The sequence below is a fragment of the Avibacterium paragallinarum genome, assembly GCF_011765605.1.
Lineage (GTDB): Bacteria > Pseudomonadota > Gammaproteobacteria > Enterobacterales > Pasteurellaceae > Avibacterium > Avibacterium paragallinarum.
In genome coordinates this window covers 1,132,731-1,153,779 of the sequence record NZ_CP050316.1, presented here as the reverse complement: position 1 = coordinate 1,153,779, position 21,049 = coordinate 1,132,731, and the positions used below count along the sequence as shown (strand labels likewise).

The window sequence follows — 21,049 nt, the reverse complement described above, 5'->3', positions numbered from 1 at the left end:
GGCAATATCAATACATACAGCCAACAAGTCAAAGACTTACAAGCAAAAGTGGATGCCCAACAAAAAATTGTTGATGATTCTGAAAACACCATAAAAACCTCTGCTGGCCAGCAAAACCAATATGATGGGCAAATTGCGATTGGTAATTCAGCCGAGGCGAGAGGGCATCGTTCTATTGCTATTGGGCGAGTAGCGGAAGCGGGGGTGGCAGCAGATGCTGATCCAACTAATACCGCCACAAATGAAGGTTATGCCACCGCATTAGGTAACTATGCTCGAGCTACTAACAATTATGCAACGGCACTTGGGGCGGGTTCAGAGGCTTCAGGAATACGTTCCACTGCTGTGGGACATGCAGCTGAAGCCAAAGCAGAAAAAGCAACGGCAATTGGTAATGACGCTCAAGCTGAAGCATTAAAGGCTGTGGCTGTGGGGAACGGAGCAAAAGCCTATGGGGAAGATAACTTAGCCGTGGGTTCATATGCACACGCAGGGGCTGAAGTTGATCGTAACAATTGGAGCCCAACACAAGGAACAGTTCAACCAAAACAAACCACCGCATTAGGAAACCAAGCGGTGTCTTTTATTGATAACTCCGTAGCATTGGGTTACGGCTCTAAAGTGAGTTCTGCTGATAAGGTAGACAGTGGAAGCACTTCTTATCTCACTAACAAAGATCAAAGCAGTAAAGGCATTGTTTCTGTGGGGCAAACAGGCACAACCCTTGTTCGCCGTATTACTGCCGTCGCCGACGGGGTGAAAGATGATGATGCGGTAACCGTTGCCCAGTTAAAACGCGTACAGCTCAATGGGGGCGGGGCATTAAAATATCAAGCTAACGATGCAAACGAACAAACCACCGCACTAACTGATGGACTGAATTTTAAAACGACCAACGGAAACTTAACCGTTGCAGCCGGCACGTCGGGGCAAGTAACTTATGGATTAAACCCTGTATTAACCAATATCACCTCTATTGAGGGAGGTAGTAACGGACCAAAATTAGATTTCTCCGGCACGGATCTCGCGTTAAATAACAAGAAAATCACTGGCGTTGCGACAGGGGTAAACGATACCGACGCGGTAAACGTAAAACAATTAAAAGATGAATTAGGCAAAGTTTCCGCAGGGGCAGGAACAGGCTCAACCACTACGGTGACATCAAACAGTTTAGACGTAACGGATTCAGGTTCTGGCGGCAACCACGCTTATGCGGTGGAATTAAAAGCCGCCGATAAAGCCACCTTAGCCAAAGTGGGGACTGGCGATGTGGCAGATAATAACCAAAACACCGTAACCGGTGATAAAGTGTTTGATGCCTTAACCACCTTAAAAACTGAAGGTTTTCAAGTGAATGCGGATAAGGGTGGCAAACAAAAACAATCTTTAGGCACAGATAAAACCCTTAAAATTGCAGGAACAGCCAATGAGATTGAAACAGAAACCTCTTCAGATAATAACGGAAATGCAACCGTTACCTTAAAACTGGCAAACAAAGTTAAACAAGATATTGCGAACGCCGCGGCGAAATCAGTGGATTTAACGCCTTACGCGAAAAAAGATGGGGCAAATATCACAAATCCAGAGACTTGGCGTACAAACCTTGATGTTTACAGCAAAGGCGAAACGGATAAAGCTATTAACGATTCTCGTACCGAAGTGGTGGGAACCAATGGCATTGAAGTAACACCAAACGCCCTAAATCCAACTGGAAAAACCACCTATACCGTAGGGCTTGATGCGGCAACAAAACAAAAAATTGAGGCAGCAGCGAGCAACACCGGCAGCATTACGACGGTTCAATCAACAGATTTAGAGGTGCAAGATTCTCCGCAAGGGGCAAATCACGCCTACACCTTAAACTTAAAACAAGATCTGAAAAACAAGATTGATAATGCGGCGAATAAAAACCTAGATAATTTAGATCCAGCAGGGAGAACCCAAATCAAAACCCTAGCCAAAGAAGCGGTTTCGGTGGTTGATGGCAAGAATACTAGCGTAACGAAAACACCAACGGGCGATAATGTAACCTATGCTGTGAATGTACAAGGTGATTTAACAGACATTAGTTCCATTAAAGGAAGCGGACCAAAAGTTCAATTCAACCAAGACGGTGTAGAACTTAATAACCAAAAAATCACAGGTTTAACAGAAGGCACGAACGGCACGGATGCTGTGAATGTGGATCAGCTTAATAAAACTGCAAAACTGTCAAAAGAAAAAGTCACCAATGATGATGGCACAATCACGGTAACCGATGGAACCGCAACTCCGGGTGAAGGCAAAAACTTTGTGGTGAGTTTAAGCCGAGCCTACAAAGACAAAATTGATCAAGCTGCCGCTGCCGCGACTAACAATGCGGGGAATATCGCCAATAAAGCCGATATTAATTTAGGCAATATTGATACCGCAGGCAAAAAAGTGATTAAAGATTTAATCACCTTAAAAGATGGCACAAACACCACCGTTCAAGAAACCGATGTGAACGGGGTGAAACAATATCAAGTGAATGTGGATTTAACCAATTACGCGAGAACAGACGCCAGCAACATTCCTGAGAATAATGTACAAAACTGGGTGGATAAACTCAGTGGCGATACTGTTGTTAAACCAGCAAACACTGAAAAAGGTAAATTGGTGAATGAAAAAGGCTTAGTGAACTATGTAGCACAAGAGCTTGAGCCTTATAGCACAACATTAACCTATAATTCTGATACAAATACCCCGCAAAAACTGAACTTGAAAGATGGCACCTTGACGGTGCAAGGCACGGCGGATCAAATTACCACCAGCCACGATACGCAAGGAAATATCAAAGTTGGTTTAGCACAAAGTGCGGTGGAAAAATTAAACAAAGTTGAGAACAAACTGGATAAAGATCTTGGCAATCTTGATGCTACCGGCAAAGGCAAAATCCAAGAGTTGGTAAAAAACACCGTTGAAGTTCAAGACGGCACAAATACCACAGTTAGCACGGAAAATGGCGCAGATGGTAAGAAAATCTATAAAGTAAATGTAGATCTTACCCCTTATGCGAAAAAATCTGATTTAGATGGCAAAGCCAATGCAGGCGATGTGATTAAAGCAGATGGTAGCAATGTAACCAATAATCAACAATTTGTTGATGCTATTGAAGCCAATGCGAAATTAACCTACAAAGCTAATGATGCGGGTACTCAAGAAGTGGCATTAGCTGATGGGCTGAACTTCAAAGATGGGAAAAACACCACGGCAACAGTTGGGGCTGATGGTGTGGTGACCTTTGATGTGAAACCAGCCTTAACAGACATTACGTCTATTTCAGGCAATGGCACCACCTTAAGTTTAACTGCGGATGGTGCAAATTTAGGCGGTAAAAAACTTTCTGGCTTGAAAGACGGTGAAATTTCCGCTTCTTCTACTGATGCGGTAACGGGCAAACAATTAAATGCCGTTGCAAGCAACACCATTGCGTTAGAAGGGGATTCAGGTAAAACAGATCTTCAACGTTTAGATAAAAACGGAGGCATTTCTTTCAAAATTGAAGGAAATGACGATATTGTCACCGCAGCAAGTGATGGCAAAGTTGCCTTAAGCCTAAGCAAAGGCACCGTAGCAGATAACGATAATAAAGTCGTCACTGGCGATACGGTGAAAAAATACCTTACGCAAAATTATTACAACAAAACCGATGTTGATGGTTTAGCCAAAGCGTCAAAAGAAAAAGTAACCAGCGATGATAATTCCATTAAAGTCACTGAAAAAGCGGGTACAAATGGAGAGGGCAAAACCTTTGATGTAGCGTTGTCTGATGCGTTAAAAGAGAAAATTAACAATGCGGCAGATACAACAACGGTAAATAATGCGTTGGATAATAAAGCCGATAAATCCTTAGGAAATCTTGATCCAACAGGCACGGCTAAAGTAAAAGCCCTTGCGAAAGAAGCGATTTCTGTGGCGAATGGTGTGAACACCACTGTTCGTAAAGAAACAACAGGAACTAACAATGAAAATAACGTTTACAAAGTGGATGTAAAAGGGGATTTAACCGAAATCACCTCTATCCAAGGCGGTGGCAATAAAGTTCAATTTACCGCTGATGGCGTGAATTTAAATACACAGAAAATCACTGGCTTAGCTGAGGGAACGGCAGATTCTGATGCGGTGAATGTGGCTCAGTTAAATAAACAAGCATTGAACTATTCTTCCGACCAAGGTGGCAAAGCAACCTTAAATCTGAAAAATGGGACGTTAGCGGTGAAAGGTACAGCTGATCAAGTGGTTACCTCTCACGATAACAACGGTAATATCACCGTTGCTTTAGCTACGGCGGTGACAGACAAACTTGCTGATGTCGATAATAAAGCGAATAAAACTTTAGATAATCTTGATCCTGCAGGTAATAAAGTGATTCAAGATCTTGCTAAAGGTAGCATTGAGGTTAAAGAAGGTAACAATACAACTGTAACCACTTCAGAAGAAGGCGGTAAAAAAGTGTATAAAGTCAATGTAGATCTTGACCCTTATGCGAAGAAAACTGATCTTGATACCAAAGCGAATGCCAATGAAGTGATTAAATCCGATGGCTCGAATGTAGCGGGAAATACTGACTTTACAAATGCTATCGCAGCAAATACCAATTTGACCTATAAGGCAAATGGTGAAAATCCTCAAAGTGTTTCTTTAGCAAATGGATTAAATTTCAAAAACGGTAAAAATACTACTGCTTCGGTGAATGCTGATGGGGTGGTGAGCTTTGCTGTAAATCCAGCATTGGAAGATATAACTTCGGTTTCTGGTAAAGGTTCAACCCTAACTTTTGCTGATAACGGTTTAACGCTAAATAACAAAACCTTATCTGGCTTAAAAGATGCAACCCTTGATCCAAATTCAACTGATGCGGTAACAGGTCGCCAATTGCACGCTATTGCAAGCAATACGATTAAATTAACAGGTGATAAAGGGGAAACCACCGCTCAAAACTTGAATAAGCAAGATGGTATTGCCTTTAAAGTGGAAGGGAATGAGGATATTTCTACTTCTGCCTCAGGGGATAAAGTTGCACTTACTTTAAATAAAGGTAGCGTAGCCAAAGGCGACACTAAAGTGGTGAGTGGGGACACGGTTAAACAATATTTAGACGATAACCACTACAACAAAACTCAAGTTGATGCTTTAGCCAAAGCCTCTAAAGAAAAAGTAACCAGTGATGATGGCACGATTACGGTAACGCCTAAAGATGGGGCGAATGGTGAGGGTAAAACCTTTGATGTGGCATTATCAAAAACCTTAAAAGATAAAATTGATAATGCGGCTGATGAAGCCACTGTGAATGCGGCTTTAGATGGCAAAGCGAATGTTTCTTTAAATAATATTGATGAAACAGGTAAATCAAAAGTTAAATCGCTTGCGAAAGAAGCCGTTACGGTGGTGAAAGGCACAAATACAACCGTAACCACAACGCAAAATGGTGAGAATGTTTCTTATGCGGTAAATGTTCAAGGCGATTTGACGGGTATTACTTCTGTTCAAGGCAATGGTAAAAAAGTGGAATTTGGTGCTGATGGTGTGGCGTTAAATTCACAAAAAATCACAGGCTTGGCAGCGGGAACAGACGCTAATGATGCGGTGAATGTATCGCAGTTAGATGCGAAAACATTAACCTATTCTTCAGATAAAGGCGGATCACAAACCCTTAATTTGAAAGATGGCACCTTAACAGTGAAAGGCACGGCAAATCAAGTGGTTACCTCTCACGATACAAATGGCAATATCACCGTTGCTTTAGCTGATGAGGCGAATAGAAAATTGGCAGATGTGGATAACAAAGCCAATAAAGATTTAGATAATCTTACTACAGCGGGTACGGGCAAAATCCAAGAAATTGCGAAAAATACTGTTGAAGTGAAAGCGGGTAAAAATACTACCGTGGATACGGAAGATGGTAATGATGGTAAGAAAATCTATAAAGTGAATGTGGATCTTGATCCTTATGCAACTAAAGATGAGCTAGCGAAAAAAGCAAATGCTGATGAGGTGATCAAAGTTGATGGCTCTAACGTTGCAGGCTCAACAAAATTTGTTGAAGCCATTGAGGGAAATGCGAAGTTAGCTTATAAAGCAAATGGACAAAATCCTCAATCTGTTACCTTAGCGAAAGGATTAGACTTTAAAGATGGCACAAATACTACAGCTACGGTTGGGGCTGATGGTGCAGTAACCTTTGATGTGAAACCAGCATTAACAGGAATTAATTCTGTTACAGGCAATGGCACAACATTGAGTTTAACCAATAATGGGGCAACCTTAAATAATAAGAAATTGTCAGGTTTAGCAAATGGTGAGGTGAATGCCACTTCAACTGATGCGGTAACAGGGCAACAATTACACGCTATTGCAAATAATACCTTTAAATTAACGGGTGATACGGGTGAGACTGATACGCAAAATCTGAATAAGGCGGGCGGTTTGTCCTTTAAAGTTGAAGGCAGCACAGATATCACCACAAATGCAACGGGAGATAAAGTTACCCTTGCTTTAAATAAAGGTTCTGTTTCCGATAACGAAAATCGTGCGGTGAGTGGTGGAGATGTTAAAACCTATTTAGATACTAACTACTACAATAAAGGTGAGGTGGATGCGAAAGCCAAAGCTTCACAAGAAAAAGTGGTGAGTACAGATCGCACAATTAAAGTGACAGAGCAAAATGGGGCCAATGGCGAAGGCAAAACCTTTGATGTTGCTTTAGCCGATGATCTGAAAACAAAATTAGACAATGCCGCAAATAAAAATGAGGTGGATACAGCCTTAGCAGGAAAAGCGAATAAGAATTTAGATAACCTTGATCCGACAGGTGAAAGCAAAGTGAAAACCCTTGCTAAAGAAGCTATTGCTTTGGCTAATGGGGTGAATACTACAGTTTCATCTGAAACACAGGGCGATAAGATCACTTACAAAGTGAATGTGAATGAGAACTTGACAGGGATTAAATCGATTACTGGCGATGGTAAACAAATTCAGCTCGGTAAAGATGGGATTAATCTAAATAGTCAGAAAATCACGGGCTTAACTGCGGGTGTTGATGATGCTGATGCAGTAAATGTGGCTCAGTTAAATGAGAAAACAAAAGCCTCTAAAGAGAATGTAGAAAATACAGATGGTACGATTACTGTAACCAAAGGCACACCAAAACAAGGTGAAGGCACGAATTTTGTGGTGAGCTTAAGTGATGAGTATAAAGGCAAAATTAATGATTCAGCGGCGGCAATTACCCGTATTGATGGGGAATTAGCGAATAAAGCCAATGTGTCTTTAGATAACATCAATGAGGCAGGTAAGACAGTCATTAAAGACTTGGTGAAATTAACCGATGGTCAAAACACAAGCGTGGAAGAGAGTGTTGGTGCTAATGGATCTAAAGTTTATAAAGTTAATGTGGATCTTGCCCCTTATGCGAAAACAGATGCGTCAAATATTACAAATATTAATCCTTGGGTGGATAAATTAAGTAATGATACGGTTGTTGAGCCTACAAATGGTGGAAAAGGTGCGTTAGTTAATGAAAAAGGTTTAACGGATTATGTGGCAGGTAAACTTGATCCTTATAGCACAACCTTGAAATATGGTTCTGATCAAACAGGTTCTGGAACAGTAGATTTAAAAACTGGCACACTTTCTGTAAAAGGTACGCAAGATCAAGTGACGACAAGCCACGATGCTCAAGGCAATATTACGGTGGCATTGGCTAAGAAGGTAACAGATAAGTTAGCGGAAGTAGATAATAAAGCGAACGCGAACTTAGATAATATTACGCCAGAAGGCCAAACTGTTGTTAAGAACCTTGCGAAAAGTGCGGTGGAAATTGAAAACGGTTTAAATACCTCTGTTTCTAGCCGTGATGGGCAAGATGGTAAGAAGATTTATAAAGTTGATGTAAATCTCGATGATTATGCAACAAAAGCTGAAGTGGCGACAAAAGCAGATGATAATTTAGGAAATATCACTGCTGAAGGTAGAAAAGTGATCACCAATTTAGTGAAAGGTGCTGGGGATAATTACATTAATGTTACTGAGAATGTTGATGGCAACACAGGCGTGAAAACCCTCAATGTGGCTGCCAATATTGCCGAAGACCTTAGCCCTGAAAATGGTTTAGATAATAAATTGGTGTCAGCAAAAGCAGCAAAAGCTTATACCGATAGCGTTTCATTAAATACTTCAGGCGATGAAGGAACAGGCACAGTTAATCTTAAAACTCAAAGATTGGCGGTAACTGGAAAAACAGGTGAGATTAAAACCGCTGCCAATGCTCAGGGCATTACCATTGCTTTAGACGATAAAGTGAAAAATGAAATTGCGGGTAAAGCTGATCAATCCTATGTTGATGGCAACTTTGTGAAATCTGATGGTACAAATGTCAATAACCCAGGTTTCTTAAGTGCGGTGGAAAATAACGCTAAATTGTCTTATAAAGCCAATAATGGCGGTGCTGAAACAGTCAGCCTTGCAAAAGGATTAGATTTCACGAATGGTACAAATACTACGGCAACAGTGAAAGCTGATGGGGTTGTTACCTTTGATGTGAATAAAGCCTTAACGGGAATGACAAGTATCGGTGGTAATGGTACAACAGTGAACTTTACTGCAGATGGCATTAACCTTGGTGATAAGAAAATTACTGGCTTAGCTCAAGGTACAAATGCAACAGATGCGGTGAATGTTGAGCAGTTAGATAATGCGAAGAAAGCAATGACAGCGGCTATCGATGCAGTCACTTTAACCGCTTCAGATGGAACTAAAGACACCGATCCAGTGAATTTGAAATCGCAAAAATTGGCGATCGTTGGACGTAATGGCGTGAAAACTACGGCTCAGGGTAGACAAATTGAAGTTTCTCTTGCTGATGCAGAAAAACAAAAATTAGATACCCTTGGTACAGGAACAATTACGAAAGGTAATGATTTAACCGTTACAGGTGGTACAGTTGCAACCGCATTGGAAACAAAAGCCAATACGGATATGAATAATTTAACCGCTGAAGGTAAAAAAGCAGTAGCGAATTTAGTGACAGGAGCGGCGACAAATGATTATGCTTCTGTAACGAATACGGAAGATGCAACAACCGGCGGACGTAAAATTAATGTGGGAGTAAATGTTGCAGAGGATCTTACTGCGGGTGATGATGCCTTAGCAAATAAAGTGGCGTCTGCGAAAGCATCGAAAACCTACACAGATAGCTTAACACTTTCTGCACAAGGTGATACAGGTACTGGGGCTTCAACTAACCTCAGAACAGGTAGCTTGAAAGTAAAAGGTAAGGAAAATGAAGTTACCACAGATGCAACCGGCGATACGATTACAATTGGTTTGGCAAAAGCAGTCACCGATAAAATCGATGCTAAAGCAGATAAAGCAGAGGTGGAAGCAAACTACATTAAGAAAGATGGTTCTAATGTCGCAGGTTCTGATGCCTTTATTAACGCTATTCAAGATAATGCGAAATTGACCTATAAACAAAATGGGGCTGATGATAAATCGGTCACCTTAGCGAAAGGATTGAATTTTGTTGATGGTACAAATACAACAGCAGAAACTGGTGCGGATGGCGTAGTAAAATTCAATGTTAAACCTGACTTGACAGAGATTACGTCTATTTCAGGTAAAGGCACAACACTGACCTTAGAAGCCGATAAAGTGAGCTTAAATAATAAAGCGATTGGCGGGGTTGCAAATGCAACACAAGACGATCAAGCGGTGAATTTAGGTCAATTAACTAAAACCACTAATGATGCGAAAGCTGAGTTAAAACAATATGCTGATCAGAAAGTTGATGCTGTAACATTAACAGCAACTGACGGCACGAACTCAACAAATGCGATTAACTTGAAAACAGGTAAATTAGGCATTTTAGGTGGTGATGGTTTAACTGCTGAAGCGAAAGGCAATAATGTTACCCTTAGCTTAGATCAGGCAACACGCACTAAGTTAGATGAAATTGGTACAGGTGCGATTGCTGATGGTAATAACTTAACGGTAACAGGCGATACCGTTAGCCAAGCCTTGAAGAAAAAAGCCGATCTTGATTTAGCTAATATCAATGATGCGGGTAAAACTAAAGTGAAAAACCTTGCTCAAGAAGCTGTAAAACTTGAGAACGGTCAGAACACAACGGTTGAATCTCGTATGGAAAATGGCGATAAGATCTATAAAGTCAATGTGGATCTTTCTAATTATGCGACAAATGAAGCAGTAAATAACAAAGCCAATAAAAACCTTGATGATATTACTGATGATGGTAAGACAGTGATTAAGAATTTAATTACTGGAACGGGCGATGATTATATTTCTGTAACAGAAGGTGCTGGAGCAAATGGGGCGAAATCCTTAAATGTGACAGCGAAAGTGGCAACAGATTTAACGCCTGATGCGGGTTTAGAAAATAAATTAGCGACAGCTCAAGCAGCTAAAGCTTATACCGATAAAGTGGCATTAAATACGGCTGGAAATTCAGGCACGGGATCGGTGAATTTGAAAACGCAAACCTTGTCTGTTACCGGTGAAAATGGTGAGATTACGACAACAGCTGATCAACAAGGTATTAAAATTGCGTTAGCTGACGCGATGAAACAGACGATCAACAATAAAGCGGATAAAACCTATGTTGATAACAACTTTGCGAATTTAGATGGTTCTAACTTTGCCAAATCTCAATTAGCAGATGTGATTCGTAAAACCATTGAACTTGGCTATAAAGCGAATAATGCAGCGAGTGGCTTTAGTGTAAGTTTAGAGAAAGGATTGGATTTCACAAACGGTACGAATACTACTGCTGAAGTTGCTGCAGATGGCGTGGTGAAATTCAATGTTAATTCAAACTTAAATGGTATTACCTCAATTAGCAATAATGCGAAAGGTCAAGCACCTGGAACAGTCGTTGAAATTGGTGATGATGGCTTAACCTTGAATGATAAAGTGATTTCTGGTGTTAAAGAAGGGACTAAAGATAGCGATGCGGCGACTTTAGGACAAGTAAACCGTTTAGGTAACAATGAATTTACCTTAACTGGGGATAAGAAAACAGCAACAGATGCTCAGAAATTAAATAAACAAGGTGGGTTATCTTTCGCGATTACGGGAAATGATGATATTTCAACCGCAGCGGGTGGTTCAGCTGTTGCATTATCTTTGAATAAAGGCACTGTTTCAGATACAGAAGAAAAAGTGGTTAGCGGTAAATCTGTATTTAGTGCAATTGAAGGTGCTAAAACCACAGTAGCCGCAAAACAAGATGATGTGATTGAAGTAACAGGAACAAAATCTGCGGGGATTAATGGTGATACCTTTACGATTGGCTTAAATCAAGAAGCCTTAAAACGTAAACTTGATCCTGTTTATGCTAAGACTGATTTATCTAACATCAATAAAGCGGGTGAAGATAAAGTGAAGAGCTTAGTTGCGGCGGGGAATGCTGATGGCTTTGTCAATGTTACGGTTGAAGATCAAGGGGTAAATACGCCAAAAACCTTTAAAATCGGTGTGAATACGGCTGATGATTTAAGTAACGGTGCGTTAGACAATAAATTAGCAACCGCACAGGCTGCGAAAAATTACACGGATTCGAAAGTGGCTGCGGTAACCTTGAACACTGATGGCGATAACAATACGACTGGTTCAGTGAATCTTGCGACGCAACGTTTAGCAATTAAAGGTAAAACAGGTGAGATCACAACGGAAGCAAAAGGTGCAGAGATCACCGTTGCCTTAGATCAAGCCATTAAAGATACGATTAATGCTAAAGCCGATAAAGCCGATGTGGAAAGAGATTTCTTAAAAGCAGACGGTACTAACTTAGCTGGATCAGGTGCTGTTGCGGCAATTGAGAAAAATGCCAAACTGACGTATCTCAATAATGACGGCAATAAGAAAACAGTTTCGTTAGAACAAGGTTTGAACTTCAAAAATGGTAAAAATACCACCGCACTTACAGATGATAATGGTGTTGTGAAAGTTAATCTGAATGCTCGTTTAGAAGACATTGAAATGATTAGCAATCAAGGCACAGATTTAACGGTTGGTGCTGAGGGTATTACCCTTAATACGAAGAAAATCAAAGGCGTTGCGGATGCAACAGATGCTGATGAAGCGGTAAATCTTGGCCAGTTAAATACAGCGAAACAAGAGGTTAAGAACTACACCGATACTACTGTTGAAAATGCGGTGAACGCAGTAACGCTTACTGCGACTGACGGTAAAGTGAATACTGATAAGATCAATTTGAAAAATGAAAAATTGGGGATTATTGGTGAAAATGGTGTAACCACAACCGTTGATGGTAAAAACATTAAAGTAGCCTTAGGTGCGAAAGAAAAAGCAACCTTAGACAGTGTAGGAACAGGCCAAGTTGCTGAAAATGATGGCAATACGGTAACTGGTGATACGGTTTATAACGCATTACAAGGGAAAGCGAATACTAATCTAGATAATATCACTGAAGCAGGTAAACAGGTGATTTCTGATTTAGTAGAGGGTAAAGCAGGTAATAAGTTTGTTACTGTGGATAACGCTACAGATGCGGATAAGAAGAAAATTATTACCGTGACACCAAATGTTTCTGAAAACCTAAATGATGCGGATTTAGCCAATAAAGTGGTTTCTGCTCAAGGCGCAAAAACTTATGTAGATACGCAATTGGCGAATAAAGAAATTGCTTATAAAGCAAATGGTTTAAATCAACAATCTGTGAAATTATCTGAGGGTTTAGACTTTACAGATGGCACGAATACAACGGCAACAGTAGGGGCTGATGGTGTTGTTACCTTTGATTTGAAAGACACATTAACAGGCATTACTTCTATTACGGGTAATGGCACAACGCTTTCATTAACTAGTGAGGGTGTTGGTTTAGGTGGTAAGAAACTGACTAATGTCGCTCAAGGTACAGCCAAAACCGATGCCGTGAATGTGGCTCAGTTAGATAAGTCTTTACAAGATGCGAAAGATTTTACTACTCAAACTGTTGCTGGATTAACCTTTAAAGCGAGCGATACTGATGGTACGCAAACTGAGGCAATTAATCTTGCTCAAGAAGCGTTAGGTATTGTGGGTGAAGATGGGATTACCACTGCGGCTGATGGTAAAGCAATTAAAGTGAAATTAGATGCGAAAACCAAAGGCGTGATCGATTCTGTTGGAACAGGAACTATTTCACCAACGGATACCAATACGGTAACAGGTAAAACGGTAAGTGATTATCTCACCAATAATTACTATAACAAAGATACTGTTGATGCGAAGGTAAAAGCCTCTGTTGAGAAAGTAGAAAGCTCAGATAATTCCCTTGAGGTGTTAGCAAAAGATGGCGTCGATGGTGCAGGTAAAACCTATGATGTGAAACTATCTAAAACACTGAAAGATCAGTTAGATAAAGCAACAAATGACATCAATACAATTAATACTACCTTGCCAACAAAAGCAGATGTGAACTTAGCAAACCTAGATAAAACAGGTCTGAATAAAGTGAAACAGCTTGCTCAAGAAGCAGTGAGTGTTGCTGATGGCGTTAATACTCAAGTTACTAAAGAACAACAAGATAACAATGTTGTATATAAAGTAAATGTTGCTGAGAATCTGACAGGAATTAAGTCTATTACAGGTGATGGTGCGGCTGTTCAGCTAACTGCTGATGGTATTGACTTGAATAGTCAGGTAATCAAACATTTAACGGCAGGTACAGAAGATACTGATGCAGCAAATGTTGGTCAGGTGAAATCTTTAGCGAAAGCATCAAAAGAAACAGTAGAAAATACAGATGGTACGATCTCTGTTACACCAACGGACTCTAAAACTGGTGAGGGTAAAACCTTTACAATTGGTTTGAGTGCGGAATATAAGAAAAAAGTGGATGATGCTGATACTGCGGTTGCTGATTTGAAAGAAAATAAAGCAAATCGTGATTTAGATAATTTATCTGATCAAGGTAAAGCGGTTGTCACTGGTCTTGTAAATGGAAAAGCAAGTAACAAATTTGCTGAAGTTACTGAAACAACAGATCCGCAAACTAAAGCGAAAACAATTAATGTTGGAGTAAATGTTGCTGAAAACTTAGATGTTGCAGATACACAACTTGAAAATAAAGTGGCTACTGCCAAAGCAGCGAAAGATTACACGGATGCTGTTACCTTGCGTGCTTCTGGTGATGCGGGTACGGGTGCTGCGGTGAATCTTAAAACTGGTACTCTTGCGATTAATGGGGCGACAGATGAAGTAACCACAACAGCTAATGGACAAGGCATTACAATTGGACTGGCTGAACCATTAAAACGAAAAATTGATGGTAAAGCAGATAAAACTTATGTTGATGGTAACTTTGTAAAAACAGACGGTAGCAATGTTGCGACTTCACCTAATTTAATTACGGCTTTAGAAGATAATGTGAAATTAACTTATAAAGCGAATAATGCGGGTGATCGTAAAGTGAGTTTATCAACAGGCTTGAACTTTACTGATGGAACCAATACGACTGCAGAAATTGATGCAAATGGCGTAGTGAAATATAACGTTGCCTCTGATTTAGCAAATATGACAAGCATTGGTGGTCAAGGAACGAAAGTAACCTTTACGACAGATGGTATTGCTTTAGGTAATAAGAAAATTACTGGTTTACAAGCTGGTACAGCACCAGCAGATGCAGTGAATGTAGGTCAGCTAAATTCTGAAGTGGATAAAGCGAAGAAATACGCTGAACAACAAGCTCAGGCTGTAACTATGGCAGTTTCTGCTGGAAATGGTCAAACAACAGATCGTATTGCATTAGCGAATGAGAATCTAAGTATTGTTGGTAAAGACGGTATTGTGACTGAAGTTGCTGATGGAAATAAAGGCATTAATGTGAAACTGGATCCAGCTTATAAAGATAAGATCGATAAGATGGGAACAGGGGCTGTTGAAGCAGGTAACCAATATACAGTTACAGGTGATACAGTAAACACTGCCTTATCTACCCGTGCAAATACAGATCTGAGCAATTTAACTACGACTGGACAAAGTGCGGTGAAAAATTTGGCCAAAGAAGCTGTACAGCTTGAAGATGGCAAAAATACCACTGTGACTTCAAGAGAGGACAATGGTAATACAATCTATAAAGTGAATGTTGCCGATAATCTTCGTGAAATAACGTCAATTGGTAACCGTGCTGATGGCGTGAATACAGGTACAGTAGTGACATTGTCTGATGATGGTTTAACCTTGAATGATAAAGTCATTTCTGGTGTGAAAGCAGGCACAAAAGATAGCGATGCTGTGAATGTGAAGCAATTGAAAACGCTTGCGGAAAATACATTCCGTTTAGGTGGGGATAAATCAACGAATACTGATGCTCAAGCTTTAAATAAACAAGATGGATTGAAGTTTGATATTTTAGGAAATGATGATATTACAACCACTGCAACAGGTTCATCAGTGAGCTTGGCATTAAATAAAGGAAAAGTTTCTGCAACAGATGAGAAAGTCGTAAGTGGTAAAGATGTATTTACGGCAATTGCGGGAGCAAAAACAACAGTAGCACCTGAAAATGAGTTAATTACAGTAGCGGGAACGAAATCTAACGGTATTGATGGCGATACATTTACTGTTGGTTTAAATGAAGCGAAGTTACAAGAAAAATTAAATGATGTGTATGCTAAAACAGATCTTTCAAATTTAACCAATGCTGGAAAAGGCGTGGTGAAAGGTTTAGTTGATGGCGAAGCAGCAGATAATTTTGTTACGGTGAACAATGTTGCGGGTGACGCTGATAATGCGAAGAAAATTCGTATAGGTGTTAATGCTGCGAGCGATCTAAGTAGCCCTAATTTAGAGGGTAAACTTGCGACAGCGAAAGCGGCGAAAGATTACACTGATACAAAAGTAGAGGCTGTAACCTTGAATACGGCTGGTGATAATGGCTCTAAAGGTTCTGTGAAATTAGCTGATCAAACTTTGGCGATTAATGGCACAGCTGGAGAAATTACTACAACCGCAAATGCACAAGGTGTAACCATTGCTTTAGGTAAAGACATCAAAGATAAAATTGATGCTAAAGCAGACAAAGATTATGTTGATGGTAACTTTGTGAAAACGGATGGTAGTAACTTGCAAGGTACGGATTTAGTTGATGCAATTAGCCGTAATGTTGAGCTTGCTTATAAAGCAAATGGAAAAAATCCTAAAGCAACTTCATTGAAAGATGGCTTAAACTTTACGAATGGTACAAACACAACGGCAGAAGTTGCTGATAATGGCGTAGTGAAATTTAATGTAAATCCTGCGTTAAATGGCATTACCTCTATTAGTAATAATGCAAATGGAGCACAACCGGGTACTGTATTGCAATTAACAAATGATGGTATTGTTCTCAATAACAAAGTAATTCGTGGTGTAGCAGATCCTGTGCAAGAAACTGATGCAGTGAATCTCCGTCACTTCAATACACTCGCGGAAAATACATTCCGTTTAGGTGGGGATAATGCTTCATTAACTAACGCCCAGAACTTGAATAAAGAAAATGGACTTCGTTTCAATGTGTTAGGTGGAAATGATATTCAAACTAACGCAGAGGGAGATAATGTAACGCTAACCTTGCGTAAAGGTGAAGTGGTAAATACCTCGAATGGCGAAAGAGTTGTTAGCGGTAAACAGGTCTTTGATGCTATCAAAGGTGCGAAAACGGTAGTTGCAAAAGAACAAAATAGTGTTATTACCGTTTCAGGGAATACAACAAATGATATTGCAAGCAACACCTTTACTGTAGGGTTAGATGAAGAAGCGTTAAAAGATAAACTAAATACTGTTTATGCGAAAACGGATTTATCTAACTTAACCGCTGGCGGAAAATCGGTTATCAAAGGGTTAGTTGAAGGAACAAATACAGATGGATTTATCCAAGTAACTAACCAAGCCGGTGCAGAAGGTGATGTGAAGAAAATTCAAATTAACCTGAATACCGCAGATGACCTTACTTCTGATGATTTAGCGAATAAAGTGGTTACCGCTCAGGCTGCTAAAACATATACTGATGATAAGGTTGATGCAGTACGATTAAAAACCGCAGGTAATACCGGTGAAGGAACTGTCGTATTGAAAGATGGCGTATTGTCTGTGAAAGGTCGTGAAAATGAAATTGTAACCACAGCAAAAGATGGTGGTATTGAAATTCAGTTAGCAGACAAAGTGAAAGAAGACATTGCGAAGAAAGCAAATGCGAAAGATGTTGCAGATAATTACATCAATAAAGATGGAACAAATGCAGACAGTGCAGGCTTTGTTAAAGCAGTGGAAGACAATGTAAAACTTTCTTATAAAGTCAATGGTGCTGAGAAGAAAACTGTTACATTGGCTGATGGCTTAGATTTCACTGATGGTAAAAATACCACGGCAGCAATTGATGAAAATGGCGTAGTGAAAGTGAATTTGAAATCTGAATTAGCTGACATTACGAAAATTTCTGGTAATGGGACTGAACTATCTTTAACCCAAAATGGGCTAGATTTAGGTCGTAAGAGAATTACTAACCTTGCTGATGGTGTAGATAATCAAGATGCGGTGAATCTAGGACAAGTGAAAAACTTAGCGAAAGCCTCTAAAGAAACCGTGAAAAATGAGGATCAGTCTATTAAGGTGGACACCGTTGCCTCTACTACGGGTGAAGGAAATACTTTCGTTGTGAGCTTGTCTGACACGACTAAAGCTAAGCTAAATGAAATTGATAATTTAGCGGATAATAAACTGAACAAAACACTAGACAACCTTGATCCTAAAGGTAAGGAAGTCATTGCAGGTTTAGTGAATGGTGAAGCTGTAGGTAATTACATTACGGTAGAAAATGAAACTACAGAGTCAGGTAAGAAAATTAAAGTTGGGTTGAATGTTGCTGATGACCTTGCTCAAGATGATGTCGCGGGTAAAGTTGCAAGTGCAGACGCAGTTAAAAACTATACTCAAGCTCAGCTTGCTGAACAAACTATTAGCTATAAAGCGAATAGTGGAACGGCTAAAACCGTTAAATTAGCCGATGGTTTAAATTTCACGAATGGTACAAATACAACTGCGAAGGTTGGTGATAATGGAGAGGTAAGCTTCTCTGTAAATCCAACTTTGACCGGAATGGAAAGTATTAGCGGAAAAGGAACAACATTGGCCTTTACTGATGAGGGTATTAGCTTAGGTGGTAAAAAAGTTACTCAATTAGCTGATGGTGTGGCAGATGATGATGCTGCAACAGTAGGACAGCTTAACAAAGTAGCTCATAACACCTTAACCTTATCGAATGGAAAAGGACAAAAAGCAACGGCTCAGCGTTTAGATAAAGAGGACGGTTTAGTCTTTGAAATTAAAGGCAACAATGATATTACAAGCAGTGCTACTGCGGAAGGTATTGCCTTAAGTCTAAATAAAGGTAACGTTCTTCAAGACGAAGACCGTGTAATTAGCGGTAAAACAGCCTATAGTGCGATTGTTGGTGCTAAAACAACGGTTGTCGCAGAGGATAACGGTATGGTAACGGTTAGTGGTGAAAAAACGGATGATTTATCTGGTAATACATTCAAAGTGAAAGTGAATGCGGCGACAGACTTAAATAATCCAGATTTAGCCAATAAAGTTGCTTCTGCCCAAGCGGCAAAAGAATACGCTGATCAAATTGGTGATGAGGCGAAAGCTTATGCAGATACTGTCGCAGGAGAGCAGGTTATTGCCTATAAAGCTAATGATCGTGATCGTAATACAGTAAAACTCGCAGAGGGTTTAAACTTTAAAGATACAGATAATATTTCTGCAAGTGTTGAGGCTGATGGCGGCGTTAAATTTGCATTGAAAGATGAAATTACGGGAGTAACGAGTATTTCAAATAGCAAAATTGGGGCTAACCGTACATTATTAACCTTAAATGATAATGGCTTAACCTTGAATAATAAGAAAATTACTGGGCTTGCAAATGGTACTGCAGATGCTGATGCGGTGAATTTTGGTCAATTAAAAACCGTGACGTTAAATACCTTTAAGTTAGGTGGCGATAACTCAACCTTTACTTCAGAGCAACAGTTAAGTAAAGCGGGAGGGTTAGCATTTAATTTAACGGGTAATGCCGATATTCAGACCGAGGCAAGTGGTAACAGTGTTGCGTTTAGCTTAAATAAAGCAACGGGTGTTACAGCTGGCGAAACGAAAGTGGTAAGCAGCGATGCCGTTTATCAAGCAATTAGAAACGCTAAACCAAATGTTTTAGTTAAAGATGGTAGCGGTTTAACAGTAACAGGTAGTAAAACTGAGGATATTCAAGGAAATACCTTTACACTTGATATTGATGCGGATGCCTTATCGAATAAGTTAGGTGATCGTTATTTGAAATCAGATTTAAGTAACTTAAATCCAGATCAATTCACGAACTTAGTTGATGTAAAAGGTAGTGGTGCTGTAAACGTCACATCAACAGGCGGAACAAATGGTAAAGCTAAAACCTTCACGGTGGGCATTAATACGGTTGATTCATTAAGTCCAAATGAGCTAGGCGATTCCATTGCAACAGCTAAAGCAACGAAAACTTATATTGACAACTTAACTTTAAATACAGCCGCTGATGAAGGGACGGGGGAAATTAATTTACGCAATGGTAAATTAACCTTAAATGGGGTAGATGGCATTAAAACGAAAATTGCTAATGATGGTTCAATTAAAATTGGACTTGATACCACCACGTTAGGAACAACCTTAGCTGAAGGCGTGAGTTTAGCCTATAAAGCTAATGGTAAAGAGCAAAAATCTGTTTCGCTTAAAGCTGGGCTAGATTTTGTTGATGGAACGAATACTAAGGCAGAAATCTTTGATAATGGCAAGGTAACCTTCAATTTATCAGATGAGTTAGCAGGTATTACGTCTATTCAAGGACCTAAAGATCCAAATAATCTTATGGCTACACCAGCAACATTAACGTTCTCACCAGATGGATTTAATTTCAATGGTGGACGTATAATGAAGGTTGGCGATGCAGTTGATAATGGAGATGCAGTAAGTTTTGGTTACTTGAAATCCATTCTAAATAATATTGAGGTCGTTGGCGAAAACGGTATTACCGTGAAAGCAGAAAAAGAGCTTGGAGAGGGTGCGACAAAAGATACAGCGAAATTGAAGTTTGTTGTATCAATGACAAACGCTGTGGTAAATCCTAAACCAGATGGTGGAAATACCCCTCAACCAGATCAAGGCGGTAATACAAATACTGGAGGTAATACCAACACTGGAGGTAATACTAACACTGGCGGTAATACTAACCCAGGTACTACGCCAACGTTACCAAGTGGTGCAGTAACGCAGGATCAGTTGAAAGAGGTGATTCACCACGTTGGTACAAAAGTTTCGCAACAAATCTCAAATGTGAGACAAGAAGCGAGATCTGGTACCGCGTTAGCCATTGCAACGGCAAGTTTACCTCAATCTTATATGCCAGGTCGCTCAATGGTGGCAGCAGCAGGCGGTTCCTTCAAAGGTGAGAATGCTGTCGCACTCGGGGTTTCCCGTATTAGTGATAACGGTAAAGTTATCATTAAATTGAACGGTTCAATGACAAGCCGAGGTGATGCGGGTGTCGGCGTTGGGGTTGGCTATACTTGGTAATCCTGAATAAATTATCAGGGAAACTTCTCTGGTAATTTATACCGCACTTTAAAAAGGTCTAGTTTTAGAAAGCTAGGCCTTTTTTATATCAATAAATAAAATAAATTCTTGATTTAAAGAGAGATAGGTATTTGATATTCAGCAGTTTTGCAAAAATAAATCCGATATCATTATCGTCGTTTCAGTTAAAAATAAGACAAGGCTTTGATCCGCAGACAGTACAGAGAGTACAGCAAGGCGATGTAACGCCGTATTATTTTGAAATATTTTTCTAAGTTGAAATAGCGTAATGAAAACCTTGTAATACTATTTGGGACGGTAATGAAAGATATGGGGCATTTCCAGTGAGGAATGGATTTATTGGAATATAAAATTTATCTAGTATCAATGAAAAAGTGCGGTCTAAAAATTTGATGTTTTTTATGAC

1 protein-coding gene is annotated in these 21,049 nt (G+C 39.9%); it reads left to right on the top strand.

Annotation, left to right across the window (positions count from 1 at the left end):
* Positions 1 to 48 precede the first annotated feature (48 nt).
* Positions 49 to 20,622: a YadA-like family protein gene (locus tag HBL79_RS05475; protein ID WP_167316915.1), complete on the top strand. Its 20,574-nt coding sequence runs from the start codon at positions 49 to 51 to the stop codon at positions 20,620 to 20,622.
* Positions 20,623 to 21,049: the final 427 nt, after the last annotated feature.